This window comes from Saccharomonospora amisosensis, assembly GCF_011761185.1.
In the GTDB taxonomy this organism is placed as follows: Bacteria; Actinomycetota; Actinomycetes; order Mycobacteriales; family Pseudonocardiaceae; genus Saccharomonospora_A; species Saccharomonospora_A amisosensis.
In genome coordinates this window covers 4,494,780-4,514,412 of record NZ_JAAOYM010000001.1, presented here as the reverse complement: position 1 = coordinate 4,514,412, position 19,633 = coordinate 4,494,780, and the positions used below count along the sequence as shown (strand labels likewise).

The window sequence follows — 19,633 nt, the reverse complement described above, 5'->3', positions numbered from 1 at the left end:
TAGGGTGTCTGTTATGGACGTGCTCGTCGTCGACCACCCGCTGGCCAGGGCAAGGCTGTCAACCATGCGTGACGCCCGCACCGACAGCGCCGCGTTCCGCGCCGCCCTGCACGAGCTGACCGTCATGCTGATCTACGAGGCCACGCGGGAAGCGCCGTTGGTGACGGAGCGAATCCACACGCCCGTGGCACGCACGGACGGTTGCAGGCTGGCGAAGCCCCCGTTGCTCGTGCCGGTGTTGCGGGCTGGGCTGGGTATGGCCGACCAGGCGCACAAGCTCATCCCGGAGGCGCAGATGGGGTTCGTGGGGCTGGCGCGGGACGAGGCCACGCTGCGGCCGACGCCGTACATGGAGTCGCTGCCGGAGTCACTGGCGCAGTCACCGGTTTTCGTCCTAGACCCCATGCTGGCTACGGGCGGCTCCATGGAATACACGATCAGGCTACTGATGGAGCGTGGCGCCACCGATGTGACGGCCGTGTGCGCGCTGGCCGCGCCGGAGGGGATCAAGCGGTTGGAGGAGGCCGAGCTGCCGCTGCGGGTGGTCACCTGCAGCATCGACGAGCGGCTCAACGACTCCGGGTTCATCGTGCCCGGTCTCGGCGACGCGGGGGATCGGCAGTACGGAGCGGTGTGAGTCCGTCAGCGTCGCCAGCCTTCCGCGTGCGCCCGCAACGCCAGTCGGTAGGTGGTGCACATGTCGAACCCGCGCGGAAGCATATGGCTGAGTTCGAGCGACACCAGCCCGTGCACGCAGGCCCAGTAGCCGACGGCGATGACATCGACACCGGCGTCCACGAGCGCCCCCGCCGCAATGCCCGCGCGCACCCGCTCCCACAGCGGTCGCAGTGCTTGCCTCGCGAGTTCACCGCAGGCCGCGTCCGGTTCGAAGCCAGGTACCGCGTTCGTGAACATGATCGGGTACAGCCTGCTGTCGGCCAGCGCGCTCGCCCGGTACTCCAGGCCGATGCGCACCAGGTCCTCGAACACGTCATTGGTGGGTGGCACGGCCCGCAGTCGAGCCCCGAACCGGCGGAAGCCCTCTACGTAGAGTTCGTTGACCAGGCCGGGCTTGCTGCCGAACAGCGAATACACCGCTGTGGTGGACGTGCCAACCGCGCCGGCGAGCCTGCGCAGACTCAGCGCCTTGGCTCCCTCGTCCGCGAGCAGCTCACCTGCCCGGTCCAACAGCCGCTGCCGCAGCGCGTCGTCGTGGGTTCTCGGGCGTGGCACCTCGACACCATATCCGGGCGCGGTGCACGAACTGGTGAAAAGCCGCTATGTCAACGGTTGGCCTGGGAGCGCGCTCCAGGCCGTAGCGTCCGCTTGTCTACTCCGAGACCGATCTGGTGTGGCTGCGCTTCCTGACGAAGCTGCGCGGGAAAGGCATGTCGATCAGGCGGATGCCTGAGTGCGCGGCGGCCCTGCGAAGGCTCGGAGTCGCGAGCGCGGGCAGGCGTGAGGCCATACCCGTGGAGCAGCGCGGGGCACTCGCCGAACGCATGGCGCAGCCGCGGGCCTGTCTCGAACTGCTCGACGACCAGATCGAAAACTGCGAGCGGATCGAGCGGGACGCGTCAAGGTCCGCGCCGGGGCGTTCGCGTGACTCTGGTCGAGCGCGGCGCTGGCATGGCCTCGGCTCTGCTGACCTGCGATGATCGACTTAGGGCACCCCCCTTTTCAGGGGTCGATCGGCGGTGTGTAATCTTTTCTTCGTCGCCAGGGGCGGCCGGAGACAGGCGAGGTTGACACCGCGCAGGGCTCCGGGTAACGTTGCTGGTCGGCCCTGAGGTAGGGCACAACCCTTCGACTTCAAGTTCGGACTTTGGTCCGGGGTTGGCTGACGCCTCAGAGGCAAAATACCGAAGCGATCGTGTTGTTTGAGAACTCAACAGTGTGCTAGCAGATTTTGTGTTTGTGGTGTTTGTTTTTTGCCCCTTTTTTGTGGGTTTTTTTGAGTTTGAGTTCAGGGTTTTTGTTGGAGAGTTTGATCCTGGCTCAGGACGAACGCTGGCGGCGTGCTTAACACATGCAAGTCGGACGCTGAAGCTCAGCTTGCTGGGTGGATGAGTGGCGAACGGGTGAGTAACACGTGGGTAATCTGCCCTGTACTTCGGGATAAGCCTTGGAAACGGGGTCTAATACCGGATAGGACACATCGTCGCATGGTGGTGTGTGGAAAGCCTTTGGGTGGTATGGGATGAGCCCGCGGCCTATCAGCTTGTTGGTGGGGTGATGGCCTACCAAGGCGGTGACGGGTAGCCGGCCTGAGAGGGTGACCGGCCACACTGGGACTGAGACACGGCCCAGACTCCTACGGGAGGCAGCAGTGGGGAATATTGCACAATGGGCGCAAGCCTGATGCAGCGACGCCGCGTGAGGGATGACGGCCTTCGGGTTGTAAACCTCTTTCGCCCAGGACGAAGGGTTTCGGCTTGACGGTACTGGGAGAAGAAGCACCGGCTAACTACGTGCCAGCAGCCGCGGTAATACGTAGGGTGCGAGCGTTGTCCGGAATTATTGGGCGTAAAGAGCTCGTAGGCGGTGTGTCACGTCTGCCGTGAAAACCTACGGCTTAACCGTGGGCGTGCGGTGGATACGGGCATCACTTGAGTTCGGTAGGGGAGACTGGAATTCCTGGTGTAGCGGTGGAATGCGCAGATATCAGGAGGAACACCGGTGGCGAAGGCGGGTCTCTGGGCCGATACTGACGCTGAGGAGCGAAAGCGTGGGGAGCGAACAGGATTAGATACCCTGGTAGTCCACGCTGTAAACGTTGGGCGCTAGGTGTGGGGTGCTGTTCACGTGTCCCGTGCCGTAGCTAACGCATTAAGCGCCCCGCCTGGGGAGTACGGCCGCAAGGCTAAAACTCAAAGGAATTGACGGGGGCCCGCACAAGCGGCGGAGCATGTGGATTAATTCGATGCAACGCGAAGAACCTTACCTGGGCTTGACATGCATCAGACGCATCCAGAGATGGGTGTTCCCTTGTGGTTGGTGTACAGGTGGTGCATGGCTGTCGTCAGCTCGTGTCGTGAGATGTTGGGTTAAGTCCCGCAACGAGCGCAACCCTTGTCCTATGTTGCCAGCGGGTTATGCCGGGGACTCGTGGGAGACTGCCGGGGTCAACTCGGAGGAAGGTGGGGATGACGTCAAGTCATCATGCCCCTTATGTCCAGGGCTTCACACATGCTACAATGGCTGGTACAGAGGGTGGCGATACCGTGAGGTGGAGCGAATCCCTTAAAGCCGGTCTCAGTTCGGATCGTAGTCTGCAACTCGACTGCGTGAAGTCGGAGTCGCTAGTAATCGCAGATCAGCAGTGCTGCGGTGAATACGTTCCCGGGCCTTGTACACACCGCCCGTCACGTCACGAAAGTCGGTAACACCCGAAGCCCATGGCCTAACCCACGTTGGTGGGGGGGAGTGGTCGAAGGTGGGACTGGCGATTGGGACGAAGTCGTAACAAGGTAGCCGTACCGGAAGGTGCGGCTGGATCACCTCCTTTCTAAGGAGCAACTGTTCCACGGTTGTTCGTGGTTTTGGTGGACCGCCACAAACGCGTCCTGTGCTGTGTTCTGCCCTGTTGTGGGGTGGTGGTGCGGGGTCTGTTGGTGCGCTGTTGGGTTTTGAGGCAACACGTGGTGTTGTTTCGGTGTGGTGTTTGAGAATTGCAGAGTGGGTGCGAGCATCTTTGTGGTCAAGTTGTGTAGGGCACATGGTGGATGTCTGGGCATCAGGGGCCGATGAAGGACGTGGGAGGCTGCGATAAGCCTCGGGGAGCTGTCAACCGAGCTGTGATCCGAGGGTGTCCGAATGGGGTAACCCGGCACCCGTGATGGGGTGTCACCCGCACCTGAATGTATAGGGTGTGTGGAGGGAACGCGGGGAAGTGAAACATCTCAGTACCCGTAGGAAGAGAAAACAAGTGTGATTCCGTGAGTAGTGGCGAGCGAAAGCGGAGGAGGCTAAACCGTGCGCATGTCAAGCTGTCAGGTGTTGTGTGTGCGGGGTTGTGGGGTGCCACTGTTCAGGAGCTGACACTTCTGGTGATGCCGTGTGTGGTTAGTGGAACAGCCTGGGATGGTTGACCGGAGTGGGTGAGAGTCCCGTACGCGAAAACTGCATGGCGGTGTTGTGGTGGTGTTTCCCCGAGTAGCAGCGAGCTCGTGGAATTTGCTGTGAATCTGCCGGGACCACCCGGTAAGCCTAAATACTTCCTGGTGACCGATAGCGGACGAGTACCGTGAGGGAAAGATGAAAAGTACCCCGGGAGGGGAGTGAAAGAGTACCTGAAACCGTGTGCCTGCAAGCCGTCAGAGCTGCTGCCTTGTGTGGTGGTGATGGCGTGCCTTTTGAAGAATGAGCCTGCGAGTTAGTGCTGCGTGGCGAGGTTAACCCGGGTGGGGTAGCCGGAGCGAAAGCGAGTCCGAAGAGGGCGTGTGGAGTCGCGTGGTCTAGACCCGAAGCGGAGTGATCTACCCATGGCCAGGGTGAAGCGCCGGTAAGACGGTGTGGAGGCCCGAACCCACCAGGGTTGAAAACCTGGGGGATGAGCTGTGGGTAGGGGTGAAAGGCCAATCAAACTCCGTGATAGCTGGTTCTCCCCGAAATGCATTTAGGTGCAGCGTCACGTGTTTCACGCCTGGGGTAGAGCTACTGGATGGCCTAGGGGGCTTACCGGCTTACCGAAGTCAACCAAACTCCGAATACGGGTGTGTGAGAGCGTGGCAGTGAGACGGCGGGGGATAAGCTTCGTCGTCGAGAGGGAAACAGCCCAGAACACCGGCTAAGGCCCCTAAGTGTGTGCTCAGTGGGAAAGGATGTGGAGTCGCTGAGACAACCAGGAGGTTGGCTTAGAAGCAGCCATCCTTGAAAGAGTGCGTAATAGCTCACTGGTCAAGTGGTTTTGCGCCGATAATGTAGCGGGGCTTAAGCACACCGCCGAAGCCGTGTCACCTGCACATGAGATCCGCCGATTGTCCCTGCGGGGTTGTTGGTGTAGTCGTGTGGGTGGGTAGGGGAGCGTCCTGCATCCAGGGAAGCCATCGTGGAAACGAGTGGTGGAGGGTGTGGGAGTGAGAATGCAGGCATGAGTAGCGAATGCAGAGTGAGAATCTCTGCCGCCGGATGACCAAGGGTTCCTGGGCCAGGTTGTTCCGCCCAGGGTAAGTCGGGACCTAAGGCGAGGCCGACAGGCGTAGTCGATGGACAACGGGTTGATATTCCCGTACCCGCGTGTGCGCGTCCCTGGCGAGGCAGGTGAGACTAACCACCCGCCCCGCGCTTGTTTCTTCGGAGATGGGTGTGGGTGTGCGTGGGACCTGAGCTTGTAGTAGCCAAGCGATGGGGTGACGCAGGAAGGTAGCCCCGCCAGTCAGTGGTGATACTGGTGTAAGCGTGTGGCCCGCCCGGCAGGTAAATCCGTCGGGCTGTCTTCGATGACGAGGGTGAGGCGTGATGCATAGCCGTTGTGGCGAAGTAGGGTGATCCTCTGCTGCCGAGAAAAGCCTCTAGCGAGTGTGCGCGTGGCCCGTACCCCAAACCGACACAGGTGGTCAGGTAGAGAATACCAAGGCGATCGGGTGAACTGTGGTTAAGGAACTCGGCAAATTGCCCCCGTAACTTCGGGAGAAGGGGGGCCGAAACACCTGAAGCCCCGCGCGGGCTAGGGTGGGTCGGCCGCAGAGACCAGCGGAAAGCGACTGTTTACTAAAAACACAGGTCCATGCGAAGACGTAAGTCGATGTATATGGACTGACGCCTGCCCGGTGCTGGAACGTTAAGAGGACCGGTTAGCCCCTTTCGGGGGGTGAAGCTGAGAATTTAAGCGCCAGTAAACGGCGGTGGTAACTATAACCATCCTAAGGTAGCGAAATTCCTTGTCGGGTAAGTTCCGACCTGCACGAATGGCGTAACGACTTTCCGGCTGTCTCAACCACAGGCCCGGCGAAATTGCACTACGAGTAAAGATGCTCGTTTCGCGCGGCAGGACGGAAAGACCCCGGGACCTTTACTACAGCTTGGTATTGGTTTTCGGTTCGGCTTGTGTAGGATAGGTGGGAGACTGGGAAACCCGCACGCCAGTGCGGGTGGAGTCATTGTTGAAATACCACTCTGGCCGGATGGGGAACCTCAACCCGCGCCCCTGATCGGGGTGGGGGACAGTGCCTGGTGGGTAGTTTAACTGGGGCGGTTGCCTCCCAAAAGGTAACGGAGGCGCCCAAAGGTTCCCTCAGCCTGGTTGGCAATCAGGTGTTGAGTGTAAGTGCACAAGGGAGCTTGACTGTGAGACTGACGGGTCGAGCAGGTGCGAAAGCAGGGACTAGTGATCCGGCACCTCCTGGTGGAAGGGGTGTCGCTCAACGGATAAAAGGTACCCCGGGGATAACAGGCTGATCTTGCCCAAGAGTCCATATCGACGGCATGGTTTGGCACCTCGATGTCGGCTCGTCGCATCCTGGGGCCGGAGTAGGTCCCAAGGGTTGGGCTGTTCGCCCATTAAAGCGGCACGCGAGCTGGGTTTAGAACGTCGTGAGACAGTTCGGTCCCTATCCGCCGCGCGCGTAGGAGACTTGCGGAAGGCTGTCCCTAGTACGAGAGGACCGGGACGGACGAACCTCTGGTATGCCAGTTGTCCCACCAGGGGCACGGCTGGTTAGCTACGTTCGGAAGGGATAACCGCTGAAGGCATCTAAGCGGGAAACCCGTTCCAAGATGAGGTCTCCCACCCCCCGTGGGGTAAGGCCCCCAGCAGACCACTGGGTAGATAGGCCAGACATGGAAGCACAGCAATGCGCTCTGGAGTGGACTGGTACTAATCGGCCGAGGACTTCACCACAAAACCCCCATGCACCCGCACCCACTCTGCAACTCTGAAACACCACACCACACCGTGGTTGTTTCACCACCGTTTCGGTGGCCACAGCGACAGGGACACGCCCGGACCCATCCCGAACCCGGAAGCTAAGCCTGCCAGCGCCGATGGTACTGCACCCCCACGGGTGTGGGAGAGTAGGACACCGCCGAACACCAACAACCAAAGGGCCCGCCGGAGAAAATCCGGCGGGCCCTTTGGCATTCCTGGCCCGCTGTTCGGTATTTCCACAGCGCCCCATGAAGTGTTCCGGACACCCGACCACAAAGCCTTGTCAAGGTGGTCCCTTGTCAGGGTGGTCTCAGTGGGCGGACCGCGGGGCGATGAACACAGCGAGTGCCGCACCCGCGAGGCACACGAACGACGTGATCAGAAAGATCTCGGTGTACTGGGCCAGCAGCGCTTGACGTACCGCGTCGACGTAGGCGTCCATTGACGTGCGATAGGCCTTCTCGGAGGGGAACAGCACGCGGATCGGCACGTCGAGGTTCGCGGTCATGCTGTGGAAACGGTGCAGACCCCAAGCCGACAGTGCCGCGATGCCGACGAGCATGCCGGTCATCCTGGCGACCACCACCCCAGCGGAAGCCACCCCGTGTCGCTCACCGGGGACCACACGCAGCGCTGCCGCCGAAAGCGGGGCGATGACAAGTCCGAGCCCGATACCGACGATCGCGAGGTCGGTGTCCAGCCTCGGCAGGGACAATGGGCCAAGCATATGCCTGGCTGCCAGCACGTCGGCGGTCCAGCCGGACATCAGCGCGAACCCGGCCGCGGCGATCAGCATGCCCACCACGGCGACCGCACGTTCGCCGACCTTCGAGGCGGGCCAGCCACCCAGGAGCGCACCGACCGGAAGTGCCACAAGGAATCGCAGCAGGAGCAGCACCCCGCCCTCGTCGTCATATCCGAGGAGGGTCTGGGCGAACAGATCGACGTCGACGAGAGTCACCATAAGCGCGGCGCCCGCGGCGAGACTCGCCGCCAGCGCGGCGAGGAACGGTCTCATCCGCACCCCCGCGGTGTCGATGAGCCGGGTGCGCGCCCCGCGCTCCCACAGCAGGAACGCCACCAGGGCGACGCCCGCACAGGCCAGCGCGGGCACACCCCAGCTCGGCAGCACCTGTTCGCGGGGGTTGGGGTTGTAAAGGCCCACGACCAGCGCGCCGAGCGCGACCGCCAGCAGCCCGCCACCGACCACATCCACTCTGGTGCGCTCCACGGGCCTGCCGCCGGGCACAGAGAGGTGGATGGCGACCATCGCCACCAGTGCCAGCGGCACATTCACCCAGAACACGCCCCGCCAGCCCGCGACCGCCGCGAGTGCGATCCCGTAAACCGGTCCGAGCACGCTGCCGAGTTCCTGCGCCGCGCCGACCGCCCCCAGTACGGTGGCGCGATTGCGTTGCGACCACAGGTCCGCGGCGAGCGCCATCGTGACCGGCAGCAGAGCCCCGCCCGCGACACCGAGCACCACACGACCCGTCACCAGCATCGGAACGCTCGGCGCGGTAGCCGTGACGACAGATCCCACGAGGAACCCGCCGAGGCAGGCCTGCAGCAGAATCTTGCGGCCGAACCGGTCGGACGCCTGCCCAAGCAGCGGCATCGCGGCGACGTAGCCGAGCAGGTAACCGGTTACGATCGGGGTGACCCGCTCGAGGCGGTTCACCGGTATCCGCAGGTCTTCGATGATCTGCCGCAGCAGGCCGACCACCACGTAGGTGTCAAGTGCCCCGAGCAGCACCGCCAGCGCGCCCGCGCCGAGCGCGACGGACCTGCTCCCGCGCCGCGTGAGGACCGTTGTCACGCCGGCGGACTCACCGTGACTGGTTTGTCCACATCGGACAGCGTGACATCGACGGTCGCGTCGTTAGGAAACGCCGCGGTCGCCTTGACGGGTAGGTGCCGCTCATCCTTGCGCAACCAGAAACTCACCTCGGCGTCGGAGTCGATTCCCGGCAGCAGCCCGGCCAGCACGTCCTTCGGAAGTGTTCCGGTCACCTTGTACGTCTGCACGCCGCCGATTTCCTCGGTGGCTTCGGTGACCGGATCGCGCAGGCTGGAAAGCAGCTTCGACACGCCCCGTTCTGGGTCGAGCACCGCGGACGGGTCGTACACCGAGGAGCTGAGCGCCACCGGGATCTGCTGGTAGCCACCCGTGGGTCCCTTCAGGTACAGGGTGTTGCCCTTCAGCACGAACTCGATCTCGACCAGCTGACCGGATTGCTCGATGGTGCCGGAACCCTTGGCCTCGCCTTCCCTGGTGAGGTCACCGTCGAGGCCACGTACGGCCAGTCCGGGAATGGTGCCGTTGACCTCGATGGTGAAATGCGTGCTCGTGATGTCACGAGTGGCGGTGGAGGCGTCCCTGACGAGTGCTGCTCCCTCGGGCAACTGCGCGTCGGGTGCGTCCCCGGTGCAGGCCGTGGTGGCGGCGGCCACGAGCGCGAGCATCGCCAGCAGGGTTCGGCGCAAAGGCATGCGCAGAATCGTATGCCCCCGCACGGGGCTTGTGTCATGGCTCCTGGAATTCAGGCCATGAGGTTGGCGGCGACAGCGGCGCCGAGTTCCCAGCAGTTGGAGAGCGCGGCCTTGTCCGGCTCACCCACGATCACGACGGGCGGAGCGGCCTGTTCCCAGCCCAGCCCGGTGGTGACGGTCTCGACCGCCTTCTGCGCTCCTTCGACGCCCTGGTTGCCGTGCACGTAGTAGCCGAACGGTCGCTTGCGGGTCGCCTCCAGACACGGGTAGTACACGGTGTCGAAGAAGTGCTTCAGTGCCCCCGACATGTAGCCCAGGTTGGCCGGGGTGCCGAGCAGGTAGGCGTCGGCTTCGAGCACGTCGGAAGCGGTGGCCGACAGCGCGGGCTCGCGGACGACGTCGACACCGGTGATTTCCGGATCTGTCGCGCCGGAAACCACGGCCTCCAACATGGCCTGCAGGTGCGGCGACGGGGTGTGGTGAACGATCAGCAACGTGGGCACAGTCGATCAGCGTGCCTGTGCGCAGGCCTGGTCGCAACCGACCGACGACAGGGGCGGACCTGGCGCGTGGGTTGGCCGGTCAGCCGGCCAGCAGGTCGCGCACGGCGGAACGCAGCCCGGCCAGCCGCCGTTCGGCCAGGTCGCGAGCACGGTGCAGCTCGGCTGGTGCGGGAACCGGCGCCGTGACCTCAAGGTAGGCCTTCAGCTTCGGCTCCGTGCCTGAGGGACGCACCACAACCCGCAGGTCTTCGCCGCGTAACCGCAGTACGTCGGCTCGCGGTAGCAGGTCTTGTGCCACCACGGCCGTCCCCAGCAGTTCGGTGGGTGGGTGTTCGCGCAGCCTCGCCATCACCCGCCCGCGTTCGGCCAGGTCGGCGATGCGCAGTGAAACCTGGTCGGTGAGGTGGAGTCCGTGCCGTAGCGCCAGATCGTCGAGCAGGTCGAGCAGGGACCGGTTCGCGGCCCTGGCTTGCGCTGTCAGGTCGCAGGCGACCACCGCGGCCGCGATGCCGTCCTTGTCCCGCACGGTTTCGGGGTCGACGCACACTCCGAGGGCTTCCTCGTACGCATAGACCAGCCCGGCGCCCGCCCTTGCCAGCCATTTGAATCCGGTCAGTGTCTCCTCGTAGCGGGCACCGTGTGCCTTCGCGATCGACGCCAGCATCGAAGACGACACGATCGTCGTGGCCACCAGCGGGTCCGGCGTGTTCAGCCCGGACAGCACGTGCTCGCCGAGCAGTACACCGGTCTCGTCGCCACGCAGCAGGCGCCAGCGGCCGTCGCGCCCCGCGACACCCAGCGCACAGCGATCCGCGTCGGGGTCCAACGCGATCGCAAGATCCGCCCCGGTGCGCTGGGCGAGGTCGAGGAGCAGGTCGCCCGCTTGCGGTTCCTCCGGGTTGGGAAACGCCACGGTCGGGAAGTCCGGGTCGGGTTCTTCCTGTTCGGGTACGAAGCCGACGTCGGTGAACCCGGCTCGCCGCAGTGCGAGTCGCAGTGTGTCGGCGCCGACCCCGTGCAATGCGGTGGCGACGACTCGCAACTCGCGGGCCGATCCACGCGGCAGCCTCGCCACGCGATCGAGGTAGGCCTGTAGTACGTCGTCACCAAGCACCTCGGCGCCGGGTGACCTCGGCACTGAGATCGCCGCCGGAGCCGCTTCGATCGCGGACTCGATCCGCCGGTCGGCGGGAGGCACGATCAGCGCGCCCGTGTGGTCGTAGACCTTGTAGCCGTTGTCGGCGGGAGGGTTGTGTGACGCGGTGATCTGGATGCCCGCCGCCGCGCCGAGCCTGCGAACGGCGAAGGCAAGCAGTGGAGTCGGCAGTGCTGCGGGCAGCAGCCGGACATCGAATCCAGCCGCCGTGAGCACCTCTGCCGCGGCGGTGGCGAAGTCCGCCGAGCCGTGCCTGGCGTCCCTGCCGACGATCACGGTGCGGCCCGCCCTGCCTTCGCCCCGAAGCCAGGACGCGACACCGGCCGTGGCCCGCACGACCACAGCCGTGTTCATTCCGTTGGGCCCTGCGCGTACGGGTCCGCGCAGTCCCGCGGTGCCGAACGCGAGTTCCCCCGCCATGCGCTCCCGCAACTCCGCTACGGCGTCGGGTTGGGCGTTCATCGCCGCTGCGAGCACTTCCTGAAGCTCAGTGCGGTCGTGAGGTGTCACGTCGTCGGCGATCCACCGAAGTGCCCTGTCCCGCTCGGCGGAGGTGAGTCTGGGCGGGTTCTGCTCCATCTCGCAATGCTGCCAAGGGCGCACCGCAAGGCTGGGGTCGACCCCGGCGGTCACCGGCCCGCCGGTTGTGAGGCGTCGCGAGCGGTGGAGCTGAAAGTTGCGGATCACATTTTGCAGCGAGCTTTGCCCGATCACTTCGCCTGAGTGTTCTTACGGGTTCATTGTCCGAAATTCCGTCATGCGGTGGTGACACGACATATTTCCACTCGTTCGAGTGACAGTGTTCGTAATCGTGTGACCACCGTGAACAACGCATTTAGCAGGGCGGCGACAAGTCGCTGAGAGTCAACGACTGAAAACCTGCTAGCACACGATCGGGCTATTGTCCACTTGCCAATTCTGCGCCAAATTTGGAAGTGCGCGATTCCGCGCACCGCCAAATGGTTCCGCGTGTCAGACGCGAAAGCCGCTGTTGCTTGGGAAGGGAAAACCGATGACGAGCCGTGAGATCACAGACGCTCCGATCGCTACCGGCAACGGCACCACGAGCAAGTGACGTAGTCAGGCGTGCAGGACGAGTTCGCGGAGCAGGCCACCCATCCGTTCCGCGGCTGCCCTGCCCGCCTCGATGATCTCCTGGTGGCTGAGCGGTTCACCCGTGATGCCCGCGGCGAGATTGGTGACCAGCGACAGCCCGAATACCTCGACTCCCTCGGCACGTGCGGCGATTGCCTCGAGGACCGTTGACATTCCAACCAGGTCGGCGCCGAGCGTGCGCAGCATGCGGATCTCGGCTGGAGTCTCGAAGTGCGGTCCCGGCAGCCCCGCGTACACACCTTCGACCAGCGACGAGTCGATCTCCCTTGCCACCTGCCGCAGCCTGCCCGAGTACAGCTCCACGAGATCGACGAAGTTCGCTCCGGTGATCGGCGAGGTGGCCGTCATGTTCAGGTGGTCACAGATGAGGACCGGCTGACCGACCTGGAACCCGTCGCGTAACCCGCCGGCCGCGTTGGTCAGCAGCACGGTGCGCACACCCGCCGCGGCCGCCGTCCGCACACCGTGCACCACGCGGGCCACGCCCCTCCCCTCGTAGAGGTGAGTGCGCCCCAGCAGGACAAGGACACGTCGTCCGCCGACGAGCAGCGAGCGTGTCGTGCTGCCGTGGCCGACGGCGGTCGGTGTCTCGAAGCCGGGAAGCTCCGCGAGATCGATCTCGGTCTGCGGCTCGCCAATCAGGTCAGCGGCCGGGCGCCAGCCGGAGCCGAGCACGATGGCGATGTCGTGCGTGTCCGCGCCGGTTCGTTCGGCGAGCACGCGCGCCGCGGCCGCGGCGAGTTCACGGGGTCGCTGGTCGCTTGTCTCGTCCACGATCGTGAAGCCTAGAGCCTGCTCCTGCACCGGTTGACGGCGCTATTGGATAGCCAGACTCTCCATAATGGAGAGCTACTGTATCCGTACTGGGAGGGTGCGAGGGAAGGGCGAGCGTCGATGCGAATGGCCGAGTTGAGCAGGGGGTCAGGTGTCGCGGTCGCGACCATCAAGTACTACCTGCGCGAGGGTTTGCTTCATCCGGGCGAGCGCACCAGCCCGAACCAGGCGCGCTACGACGAGTCCCACGTGCGCCGCCTGAGGCTGGTGCGCGCGCTGCTTGAAGTCGGTGGGCTTTCCATCGCTTCGGTCCGCGAAATCCTCACCGCCATCGACTCCCACGACCGAACCTACGACGTGCTCGGTATCGCCCAGCACGGGCTGCCGCTGAATCGCGGAAGCGCCAACCAGCGGACAGAACAGTGGGCGATCCAGCGGGTCGAGGAGGTCGCGGCCAAACGTGGCTGGCGACTGGAACTGAGGCAGGCGCCGGTGCAGGCGCTGGTGGGAGTGCTGTGCACACTGCGCAACCTCGGACACGCGCGGCTGGTCGACGCCCTCGACACCTACGCAGAGGCGGCCGATCGGCTCGCCGAGTCCGACCTGGAGTTCGTGGTCGGGCTACCGACCACCGAGTCGATCGTGGAAAGCGCGGTGGTCGGCACCGTGCTCGGCGACGCGGTTCTCGTGGCGCTGCGCAGGATCGCGCAGGCCAACGTCTCGGCGCGGCGCTTCGGAGACGAAAGGCGGGGATGAGGCAGGCGCCGTTCCCGCCAACCCACTGTGACTCACCGCTAACTGGTCATCCGAAACGTCGGCACGATCCGGTCGAACAGTTGGCTGCGGCCGAACCGCTCCCGCTCCAGCGGCACCGTAACGCTCACTACCCACAGGCTGGAGTCACTGCGGAACACCTCGGCCTGCGTGGTTCTGTTGCTCGCCCGCTGCCCGCTGCCGCGCTCCGCGGTGCGGTAGCCCAGCAGCACCCCCTCGCGGCCGTCGGCCAGCGGGTCGGAACGCACCAGCGTGAAGTCCGACTCCGGCCAGTACCCGGCCAGTGCCCGCACGTAGTCTTGCGCGGCCAGGTCCGGGAAGTAGTTGGCGAAATGCTCCACGCCGAGCACCTGCGAGCCATCGGGGGACACGAAACGCACCATGGTCGATGTCGGCAACGCACCTTCGGGCCGCTGGCTGGTGAACCGCACCCAGTTGGAAGGCACCTCCACGGAGAACAGGCCGCCCTTGGCCCCTCGCAGGTTGGTCGCGTCGCCTTCCCGGGTGAGCAGTTCCAGCGACTGTGTCGCGGGCCTGGCCGCCGGGTGGGGTGCGACGGGCTGGGGCGGCTCAAGCGCTTGCCCGGCCACCACCCTGGTGAGCGCGAAACCCGCCGCCGCGGCCGCGAGGAACAGCAGCATCGCCACGGCGACGAGCGCGGCCCTTCGAGCGTCGATCCGCTCGCCCAGCGCGGCCGCGATAGCGGACGGCGACAGCCCCGCTGAGTCCGCCGGATCGGCGGGACCCGCCGAACCTGACGAACCTGGTGAACCCGTCGAACCCGAACCGCTCGCGGCGAAGGGCAGTGGCCCCGGGTCGGCGGCCAACGCGCCGGCCTCACCGCCCGTGCTTTCCGGCTTCGACTGCCGCGTGCCCGCAGGGGATTCGCTCGGCTTGGCGGGCGGCATGCGTGGAATCACGCGGGTGACGCTGGCCTCGCTGCCCGCACGGGAACCTTCGCCCTGCCGGAACAGTTCGGCGGGGAACAGCGGGTGGTGTGGCTTCCTCAGCAGCGGGTACAGCCTGCGCCGGACCTCCGACAGCGACATCCGCTCCGCGGGGCGCTTCGCCATCAGGCCACGGATCAACGGTGCCAGCGGACCCGCCGACGGCCTCGGCACGTCGCCGTGAACCACACGCGTCACCGTTTCGAACGGGTCGCCGTCGGCGTCGTAGGGCGGATGGCCCTCGGTGGCCGCGAACAGCGTGGCACCGAGTCCCCACAGGTCGGCCGTGTAGGTGACCGCACCGCCGGAGGCCACTTCCGGCGCGATGAACGCGGGCGAACCCAGCATCATGCCGGTGTGGGTCATGGTGGCTTCGGAGACGTTGCGGGCGATGCCGAAATCGGTGAGCTTGATGCGGCCGTCGCCCGCCACGAGCACGTTGCCGGGCTTGACGTCGCGGTGCGTGATCCCGGCCGCGTGAGCGGCCTCGAGCGCGGCGGCGACGGCGTCGGCGACCGCGGCGGCCTGCGGGACCGTGAGCCGCCCTGCCTGGTGCAGCAGCCCGGCGAGACTGCGCGCCGGCAGCAACTCCATCACCACGTACGGGTCGCCGTTCTCCCTGACCACGTCGTGCAGCGTGATCACGTTCGGGTGGGAGAGCACCGCGATCGCCCTGGCCTCACGCAGGGTCCGCTCCCGTAACTCGCTGATCCTGGTCGCGGGCACGCCAGGCGGCATCCTGACTTCCTTGACCGCGACCGGCCGCTGCAGGAACTCGTCGTAGGCCGACCAGACGGTGCCCATCGAGCCCGACCCGAGAACAGACCGCAGCCGGTATCGGCCCGCGACGAGTCGTGACTCGTCGGGGAAAGCCGGTGGTTTGGATGGCGGGTTGGACACAGGCCTATTGTGGCGAACTCTCCTTCCCTGGTTGGCCGGACCAGCCTTGTTAATGGCGATTTGCCTCACAACCACCGCAAGGGTGACCCCCCTAACATGACTAGTTATGACGAACGTGGCTGAGCTGCCACTGGCGGCCGAGTTCGACCGTCCCGACCGCGCCGACTGGGAGAGGCTGGTCGAGGCCGTGTTGAGCAAGACCGGCTCGCGGCCAGAGGACCTCATCACGCGCACCTACGAGGGCATCGCGATCCAGCCGCTGTACACGGCGGCCGACGTGGCCCCCGCCGCGGGCTTTCCCGGCCTGAGCCCGTTCGTGCGCGGGTCGAGGCCGGAGGGGCACGTGCTCACCGGCTGGGACGTGCGCGCGTCGCACACCCACCCCGACCCGGCGGTGACGAACCGCGCCGTGCTCGCCGACCTGGAAGGCGGCGTCACGTCCAGCTGGCTGCGGGTCGGCGCGGGCGCGTTGCCGGTGTCCTCGCTCGCCGACGCGCTGCACGAGGTCCGGCTGGACCTCGCGCCTGTGGTGCTCGACCCCGGAGCGGACTATCTCGAAGCCGCCGACGCGTTGTTCGCGCTGCTCGCGGACCAGCGCGTGCCGCCGACAAGCGTGGCGGGTGGCATCGGAGCCGACCCGATCGGGCTGCTGGCCAGAACGGGACGCGCGCACGACGTGGCCGCGTCGGCTGAACTCGCCGCCCGGGTCGCGCGCGAGTACCCGGCGATGCGCACCGTCGTCGCCGACGGGCTGCCGTTTCACGAGGCGGGCGGTTCGGACGCGCAGGAACTGGGCGCCGCCGTCGCGGCGGGCGTCGCGTACCTGCGTGCGCTCACCGCGGCGGGGCTCAGCGTCGAGGAGGCCGCGGGTCAGTTGGAGTTCCGCTTCGCCGCCTCCACCGACCAGTTCATGACCATCGCCAAGCTGCGCGCCGCGCGCAGGCTGTGGGCACGGGTCGGCGAGGTCTGCGGGGCGCCTGGGACCGCCATGTACCAGCACGCCGTCACCTCACCGGCCATGCTGACAAGGCGTGATCCGTGGGTGAACATGCTGCGCACCACCGTCGCCTGCTTCGCGGCGGGCGTGGGCGGTGCCGATGCGGTGACCGTGCTGCCGTTCGACTCAGCGCTCGGCCTTGCGGACGGTTTCGGCCGCAGGATCGCCCGCAACACGCAGGCGATCCTGCTCGAGGAATCCAAGCTCGCCGCGGTGATCGACCCGGCAGGCGGGTCGTGGTACGTGGAGAACCTCACCGACGCGCTGGCGCAGGCGGCGTGGCGGGAGTTCACCGCCATCGAAGCGGCGGGAGGCATCGAGGCCGAGCTCGGCTCCGGTGCGCTCGCGGCGAGGCTCGACTTGACCTGGCAGGCCCGCCGAGCCCGCATCGCGACCAGGGAAGACCCGATCACCGGCGTCAGCGAGTTCCCACTGCTGGAAGAGGCCGACCTCGAACGCGAGCCCGCCACACCGGCGGCCGAGGGAGGTGGCCTGCCGCGCTTGCGATACGCGCAGGACTACGAGCGGCTTCGGGACCGCGCCGACGCGCGGCTGGCGGAGACCGGCAGCCGCCCCTCGGTCTTCCTCGCCACGCTCGGACCGCTGGCCGACCACACCGCGCGGGCGACGTTCGCGGCGAACCTGTTCATGGCGGGCGGGATCGAGCCGATCAACCCGGGGGTGACCGACGATCCGGTCGCGGCCTTCCGTGAAAGCGGCACGACGGTCGCGTGCCTGTGCGGCAGCGACAAGGCCTACGCCCAGCAGGCGGCCGAGGTCGCCGCTGCGCTGCGTGAGGCGGGCGCCGTGAGTGTGCTGCTCGCGGGCAAGCCAGCCGACTACCCGGCTGTTACCGGGTACGTCCACAAGGGATGTGACGCGCTCGCCGTACTGACCGGCACCCTCGAAACCCTGGGAGTGGCCCCATGAGCATCCCCGACTTCACCGACGTCGAACTCGGTGGTGTGCGGCAGGCCGACCGGTCGGAGTGGACCGGGGCGCTGCACGAAACCACCGGCAAGGGCCCCGACGCGCTGGCATCGGAGACCCCTGAGGGAATCGGCGTGCGGCCGCTGTACACCGAGGCCGAGCTGTCCGGGCTGGACTTCCTCGACACCTATCCCGGGATCGCGCCGTACCTGCGCGGGCCGTATCCGACGATGTACGTCAACCAGCCGTGGACCATCCGGCAGTACGCGGGTTTCTCCACCGCCGAGGAGTCGAACGCCTTCTACCGGCGCAATCTCGCCGCGGGTCAGAAGGGGCTGTCCGTCGCCTTCGACCTGGCGACGCACCGCGGTTACGACTCCGACCACCCGCGGGTGGCGGGCGATGTCGGCATGGCGGGCGTGGCCATCGACTCCATCTACGACATGCGGCAGCTGTTCGACGGCATCCCGCTGGACAAGATGAGCGTGTCGATGACCATGAACGGCGCCGTGTTGCCGGTGCTGGCACTGTACGTCGTCGCGGCTGAGGAGCAGGGGGTGGCGCCCAAGCAGCTGGCGGGGACCATCCAGAACGACATCCTCAAGGAGTTCATGGTCCGCAACACCTACATCTACCCGCCGCAGCCCTCGATGCGGATCATCTCTGACATCTTCGCCTACACCTCGCGCCACATGCCGAGGTTCAACTCGATCTCCATCTCCGGCTACCACATGCAGGAGGCCGGGGCCACCGCCGACCTGGAGCTGGCCTACACGCTCGCGGACGGTGTGGAGTACATCCGCGCGGGGATCGACGCGGGTCTGGACATCGACGCGTTCGCGCCCCGGTTGTCGTTCTTCTGGGCGATCGGGATGAACTTCTTCATGGAGGTCGCCAAGCTGCGAGCGGCCCGGCTGCTGTGGGCCAAGCTGGTCAAGCGATTCGAGCCACGCAACGACAAATCACTGTCGCTGCGCACCCACTGCCAGACCTCAGGCTGGTCACTCACCGCGCAGGACGTCTACAACAACGTGGTGCGTACCTGCGTGGAGGCGATGGCCGCGACGCAGGGCCACACCCAGTCACTGCACACCAACGCGCTCGACGAGGCGCTCGCGCTGCCCACCGACAACAGCGCGCGGATCGCGCGCAACACGCAGTTGCTGCTGCAGCAGGAGTCCGGCACGACACGCGTCATCGACCCGTGGGGCGGCAGCGCGTTCGTCGAGCGCCTCACCTACGACCTGGCACGGAAGGCGTGGGGCCACATCGAGGAAGTCGAGTCGGCGGGCGGCATGGCGCGCGCCATCGACGCCGGTATCCCCAAGCTGCGCATCGAGGAGGCGGCCGCGCGCACCCAGGCGCGCATCGACTCCGGACGGCAGCCGGTGATCGGCGTCAACAAGTACCGGCTTGACACCGACGAGCACGTCGACGTGCTCAAGGTCGATAACGAAGGGGTTCGCGCCCAGCAACTTGACAAGCTGCGCAGGCTGCGGGCCGAGCGCGACGAGGAGGCCACGACGCAGGCACTGCGCAGGCTCACCGAGTGCGCCGCGTCCGAGTCCCGTGAGGCCAATCTGCTCGAGCTGGCCATCGACGCGGCACGCGCGAAGGCCACGGTCGGCGAGATCTCCGAGGCGCTCGAACGGGTGTGGGGCAGGCACTCGGGCCAGATTCGTACCATCTCGGGCGTGTACCGCGACGAGGTCGGCAAGTCTGACAAGGTGGAGTCGGTTCGGGAACTGGTCGAGGAGTTCGCCCGCGCCGAGGGGCGCAGGCCACGCATCCTTGTCGCGAAGATGGGCCAGGACGGGCACGACCGTGGCCAGAAGGTGATCGCAACCGCGTTCGCCGACCTCGGCTTCGATGTCGACGTGGGGCCGCTGTTCTCCACCCCGGCCGAGGTCGCCCGGCAGGCAGTGGAGGCCGACGTGCACGTCGTGGGCGTCTCCTCGCTCGCGGCAGGACACCTCTCGCTGGTTCCCGCCCTGCGTGCGGAGCTGACGCAACTCGGCCGCGACGACATCATGATCGTCTGTGGCGGTGTGATCCCACCGCAGGACTACGACGAGCTGCGGCAGTCGGGCGCCGCGGCGATCTTCGGCCCCGGCACGGTGATCGCCGAGGCCGCCGCCGGTCTGCTCGAACAGCTGCAAGCGCGACACTCGTAGG

At 66.1% G+C, this 19,633-nt stretch carries 12 protein-coding genes and 3 rRNA genes; 8 read left to right on the top strand and 7 right to left on the bottom strand.

Annotated elements, in window-relative coordinates:
- Nucleotides 1–13 precede the first annotated feature (13 nt).
- A complete protein-coding gene (gene upp, locus FHU38_RS21925; protein WP_167174582.1) occupies nucleotides 14–637 on the top strand; it encodes a uracil phosphoribosyltransferase in 624 nt (207 codons plus the stop codon).
- A gap of 5 nt (nucleotides 638–642) precedes the next feature.
- On the opposite strand, the gene FHU38_RS21920 is transcribed toward upp, so the two are convergent.
- Nucleotides 643–1,233, bottom strand: coding sequence for a TetR/AcrR family transcriptional regulator (locus tag FHU38_RS21920; protein ID WP_167174579.1), 591 nt, complete (start codon nucleotides 1,231–1,233; stop codon nucleotides 643–645).
- A 155-nt stretch (nucleotides 1,234–1,388) separates the two neighbouring features.
- Here FHU38_RS21920 and FHU38_RS21915 point away from each other — a divergent pair, with 155 nt between their 5' ends.
- From FHU38_RS21915 to rrf, 4 genes are all read left to right on the top strand, one after another.
- On the top strand, nucleotides 1,389–1,658 hold the full coding sequence (locus FHU38_RS21915) for a hypothetical protein (RefSeq protein ID WP_208415777.1): 270 nt from the start codon (nucleotides 1,389–1,391) through the stop codon (nucleotides 1,656–1,658).
- A gap of 317 nt (nucleotides 1,659–1,975) precedes the next feature.
- Nucleotides 1,976–3,508, top strand: a 16S ribosomal RNA gene (locus tag FHU38_RS21910).
- Between the two features lie 190 nt (nucleotides 3,509–3,698).
- Nucleotides 3,699–6,841, top strand: a 23S ribosomal RNA gene (locus tag FHU38_RS21905).
- A gap of 73 nt (nucleotides 6,842–6,914) precedes the next feature.
- Nucleotides 6,915–7,031: ribosomal RNA gene (gene rrf / locus FHU38_RS21900) — 5S ribosomal RNA — on the top strand.
- The 16S, 23S and 5S rRNA genes sit together here, the layout of an rRNA operon.
- A 147-nt stretch (nucleotides 7,032–7,178) precedes the next feature.
- Here the strand turns inward: rrf and FHU38_RS21895 are convergent.
- The 5 genes from FHU38_RS21895 to FHU38_RS21875 form a co-directional block, all read right to left on the bottom strand.
- Nucleotides 7,179–8,687: an MFS transporter gene (locus FHU38_RS21895; protein WP_167174576.1), complete on the bottom strand. Its 1,509-nt coding sequence runs from the start codon at nucleotides 8,685–8,687 to the stop codon at nucleotides 7,179–7,181.
- A complete protein-coding gene (locus FHU38_RS21890; RefSeq protein WP_167174573.1) occupies nucleotides 8,684–9,361 on the bottom strand; it encodes an LppX_LprAFG lipoprotein in 678 nt (225 codons plus the stop codon). The genes FHU38_RS21895 and FHU38_RS21890 overlap by 4 nt, the downstream gene beginning before the upstream one ends.
- 50 nt (nucleotides 9,362–9,411) lie before the next feature.
- Entirely contained in the window at nucleotides 9,412–9,864 is a 453-nt protein-coding gene (locus tag FHU38_RS21885; RefSeq protein ID WP_167174570.1) for a flavodoxin family protein, read from the bottom strand.
- A 79-nt stretch (nucleotides 9,865–9,943) separates the two neighbouring features.
- On the bottom strand, nucleotides 9,944–11,599 hold the full coding sequence (locus FHU38_RS21880) for a phospho-sugar mutase (protein WP_167174567.1): 1,656 nt from the start codon (nucleotides 11,597–11,599) through the stop codon (nucleotides 9,944–9,946).
- 501 nt (nucleotides 11,600–12,100) lie between these two features.
- Nucleotides 12,101–12,910, bottom strand: a complete 810-nt coding sequence (locus FHU38_RS21875; protein WP_167174564.1) for a purine-nucleoside phosphorylase — start codon at nucleotides 12,908–12,910, stop codon at nucleotides 12,101–12,103.
- Between the two features lie 120 nt (nucleotides 12,911–13,030).
- Here FHU38_RS21875 and FHU38_RS21870 point away from each other — a divergent pair, with 120 nt between their 5' ends.
- Nucleotides 13,031–13,666 carry a MerR family transcriptional regulator gene (locus tag FHU38_RS21870; protein ID WP_167174562.1) on the top strand — a complete coding sequence of 212 codons (636 nt, stop codon included), beginning with the start codon at nucleotides 13,031–13,033 and terminating at the stop codon, nucleotides 13,664–13,666.
- 38 nt (nucleotides 13,667–13,704) lie between these two features.
- Here the strand turns inward: FHU38_RS21870 and FHU38_RS21865 are convergent, their stop codons facing one another.
- On the bottom strand, nucleotides 13,705–15,435 hold the full coding sequence (locus FHU38_RS21865) for a serine/threonine-protein kinase (RefSeq protein WP_243852726.1): 1,731 nt from the start codon (nucleotides 15,433–15,435) through the stop codon (nucleotides 13,705–13,707).
- A 202-nt stretch (nucleotides 15,436–15,637) separates the two neighbouring features.
- Here FHU38_RS21865 and FHU38_RS21860 point away from each other — a divergent pair, with 202 nt between their 5' ends.
- Both FHU38_RS21860 and scpA read left to right on the top strand, forming a co-directional pair.
- Nucleotides 15,638–17,458 (top strand): methylmalonyl-CoA mutase family protein, encoded by a 1,821-nt coding sequence (locus FHU38_RS21860; RefSeq protein ID WP_167174556.1) that lies wholly within the window; start codon nucleotides 15,638–15,640, stop codon nucleotides 17,456–17,458.
- On the top strand, nucleotides 17,455–19,632 hold the full coding sequence (scpA, locus tag FHU38_RS21855) for a methylmalonyl-CoA mutase (RefSeq protein ID WP_167174553.1): 2,178 nt from the start codon (nucleotides 17,455–17,457) through the stop codon (nucleotides 19,630–19,632). Before FHU38_RS21860 ends, scpA begins: the two co-directional genes overlap by 4 nt.
- Nucleotide 19,633: the final 1 nt, after the last annotated feature.

What these genes read in the sequence shown, in the direction of transcription:
- scpA (WP_167174553.1), top strand. Translation starts at nt 17,455, where the DNA reads ATGAGCATCCCCGACTTCACCGACGTCGAACTCGGTGGTGTGCGGCAG.
- FHU38_RS21870 (WP_167174562.1), top strand. Translation starts at nt 13,031, where the DNA reads ATGCGAATGGCCGAGTTGAGCAGGGGGTCAGGTGTCGCGGTCGCGACC.
- FHU38_RS21915 (WP_208415777.1), top strand. Translation starts at nt 1,389, where the DNA reads ATGTCGATCAGGCGGATGCCTGAGTGCGCGGCGGCCCTGCGAAGGCTC.
- FHU38_RS21865 (WP_243852726.1), bottom strand. Translation starts at nt 15,435, where the DNA reads ATGGGCACCGTCTGGTCGGCCTACGACGAGTTCCTGCAGCGGCCGGTC.
- upp (WP_167174582.1), top strand. Translation starts at nt 14, where the DNA reads ATGGACGTGCTCGTCGTCGACCACCCGCTGGCCAGGGCAAGGCTGTCA.
- FHU38_RS21890 (WP_167174573.1), bottom strand. Translation starts at nt 9,361, where the DNA reads ATGCCTTTGCGCCGAACCCTGCTGGCGATGCTCGCGCTCGTGGCCGCC.
- FHU38_RS21880 (WP_167174567.1), bottom strand. Translation starts at nt 11,599, where the DNA reads ATGGAGCAGAACCCGCCCAGACTCACCTCCGCCGAGCGGGACAGGGCA.
- FHU38_RS21860 (WP_167174556.1), top strand. Translation starts at nt 15,638, where the DNA reads ATGACGAACGTGGCTGAGCTGCCACTGGCGGCCGAGTTCGACCGTCCC.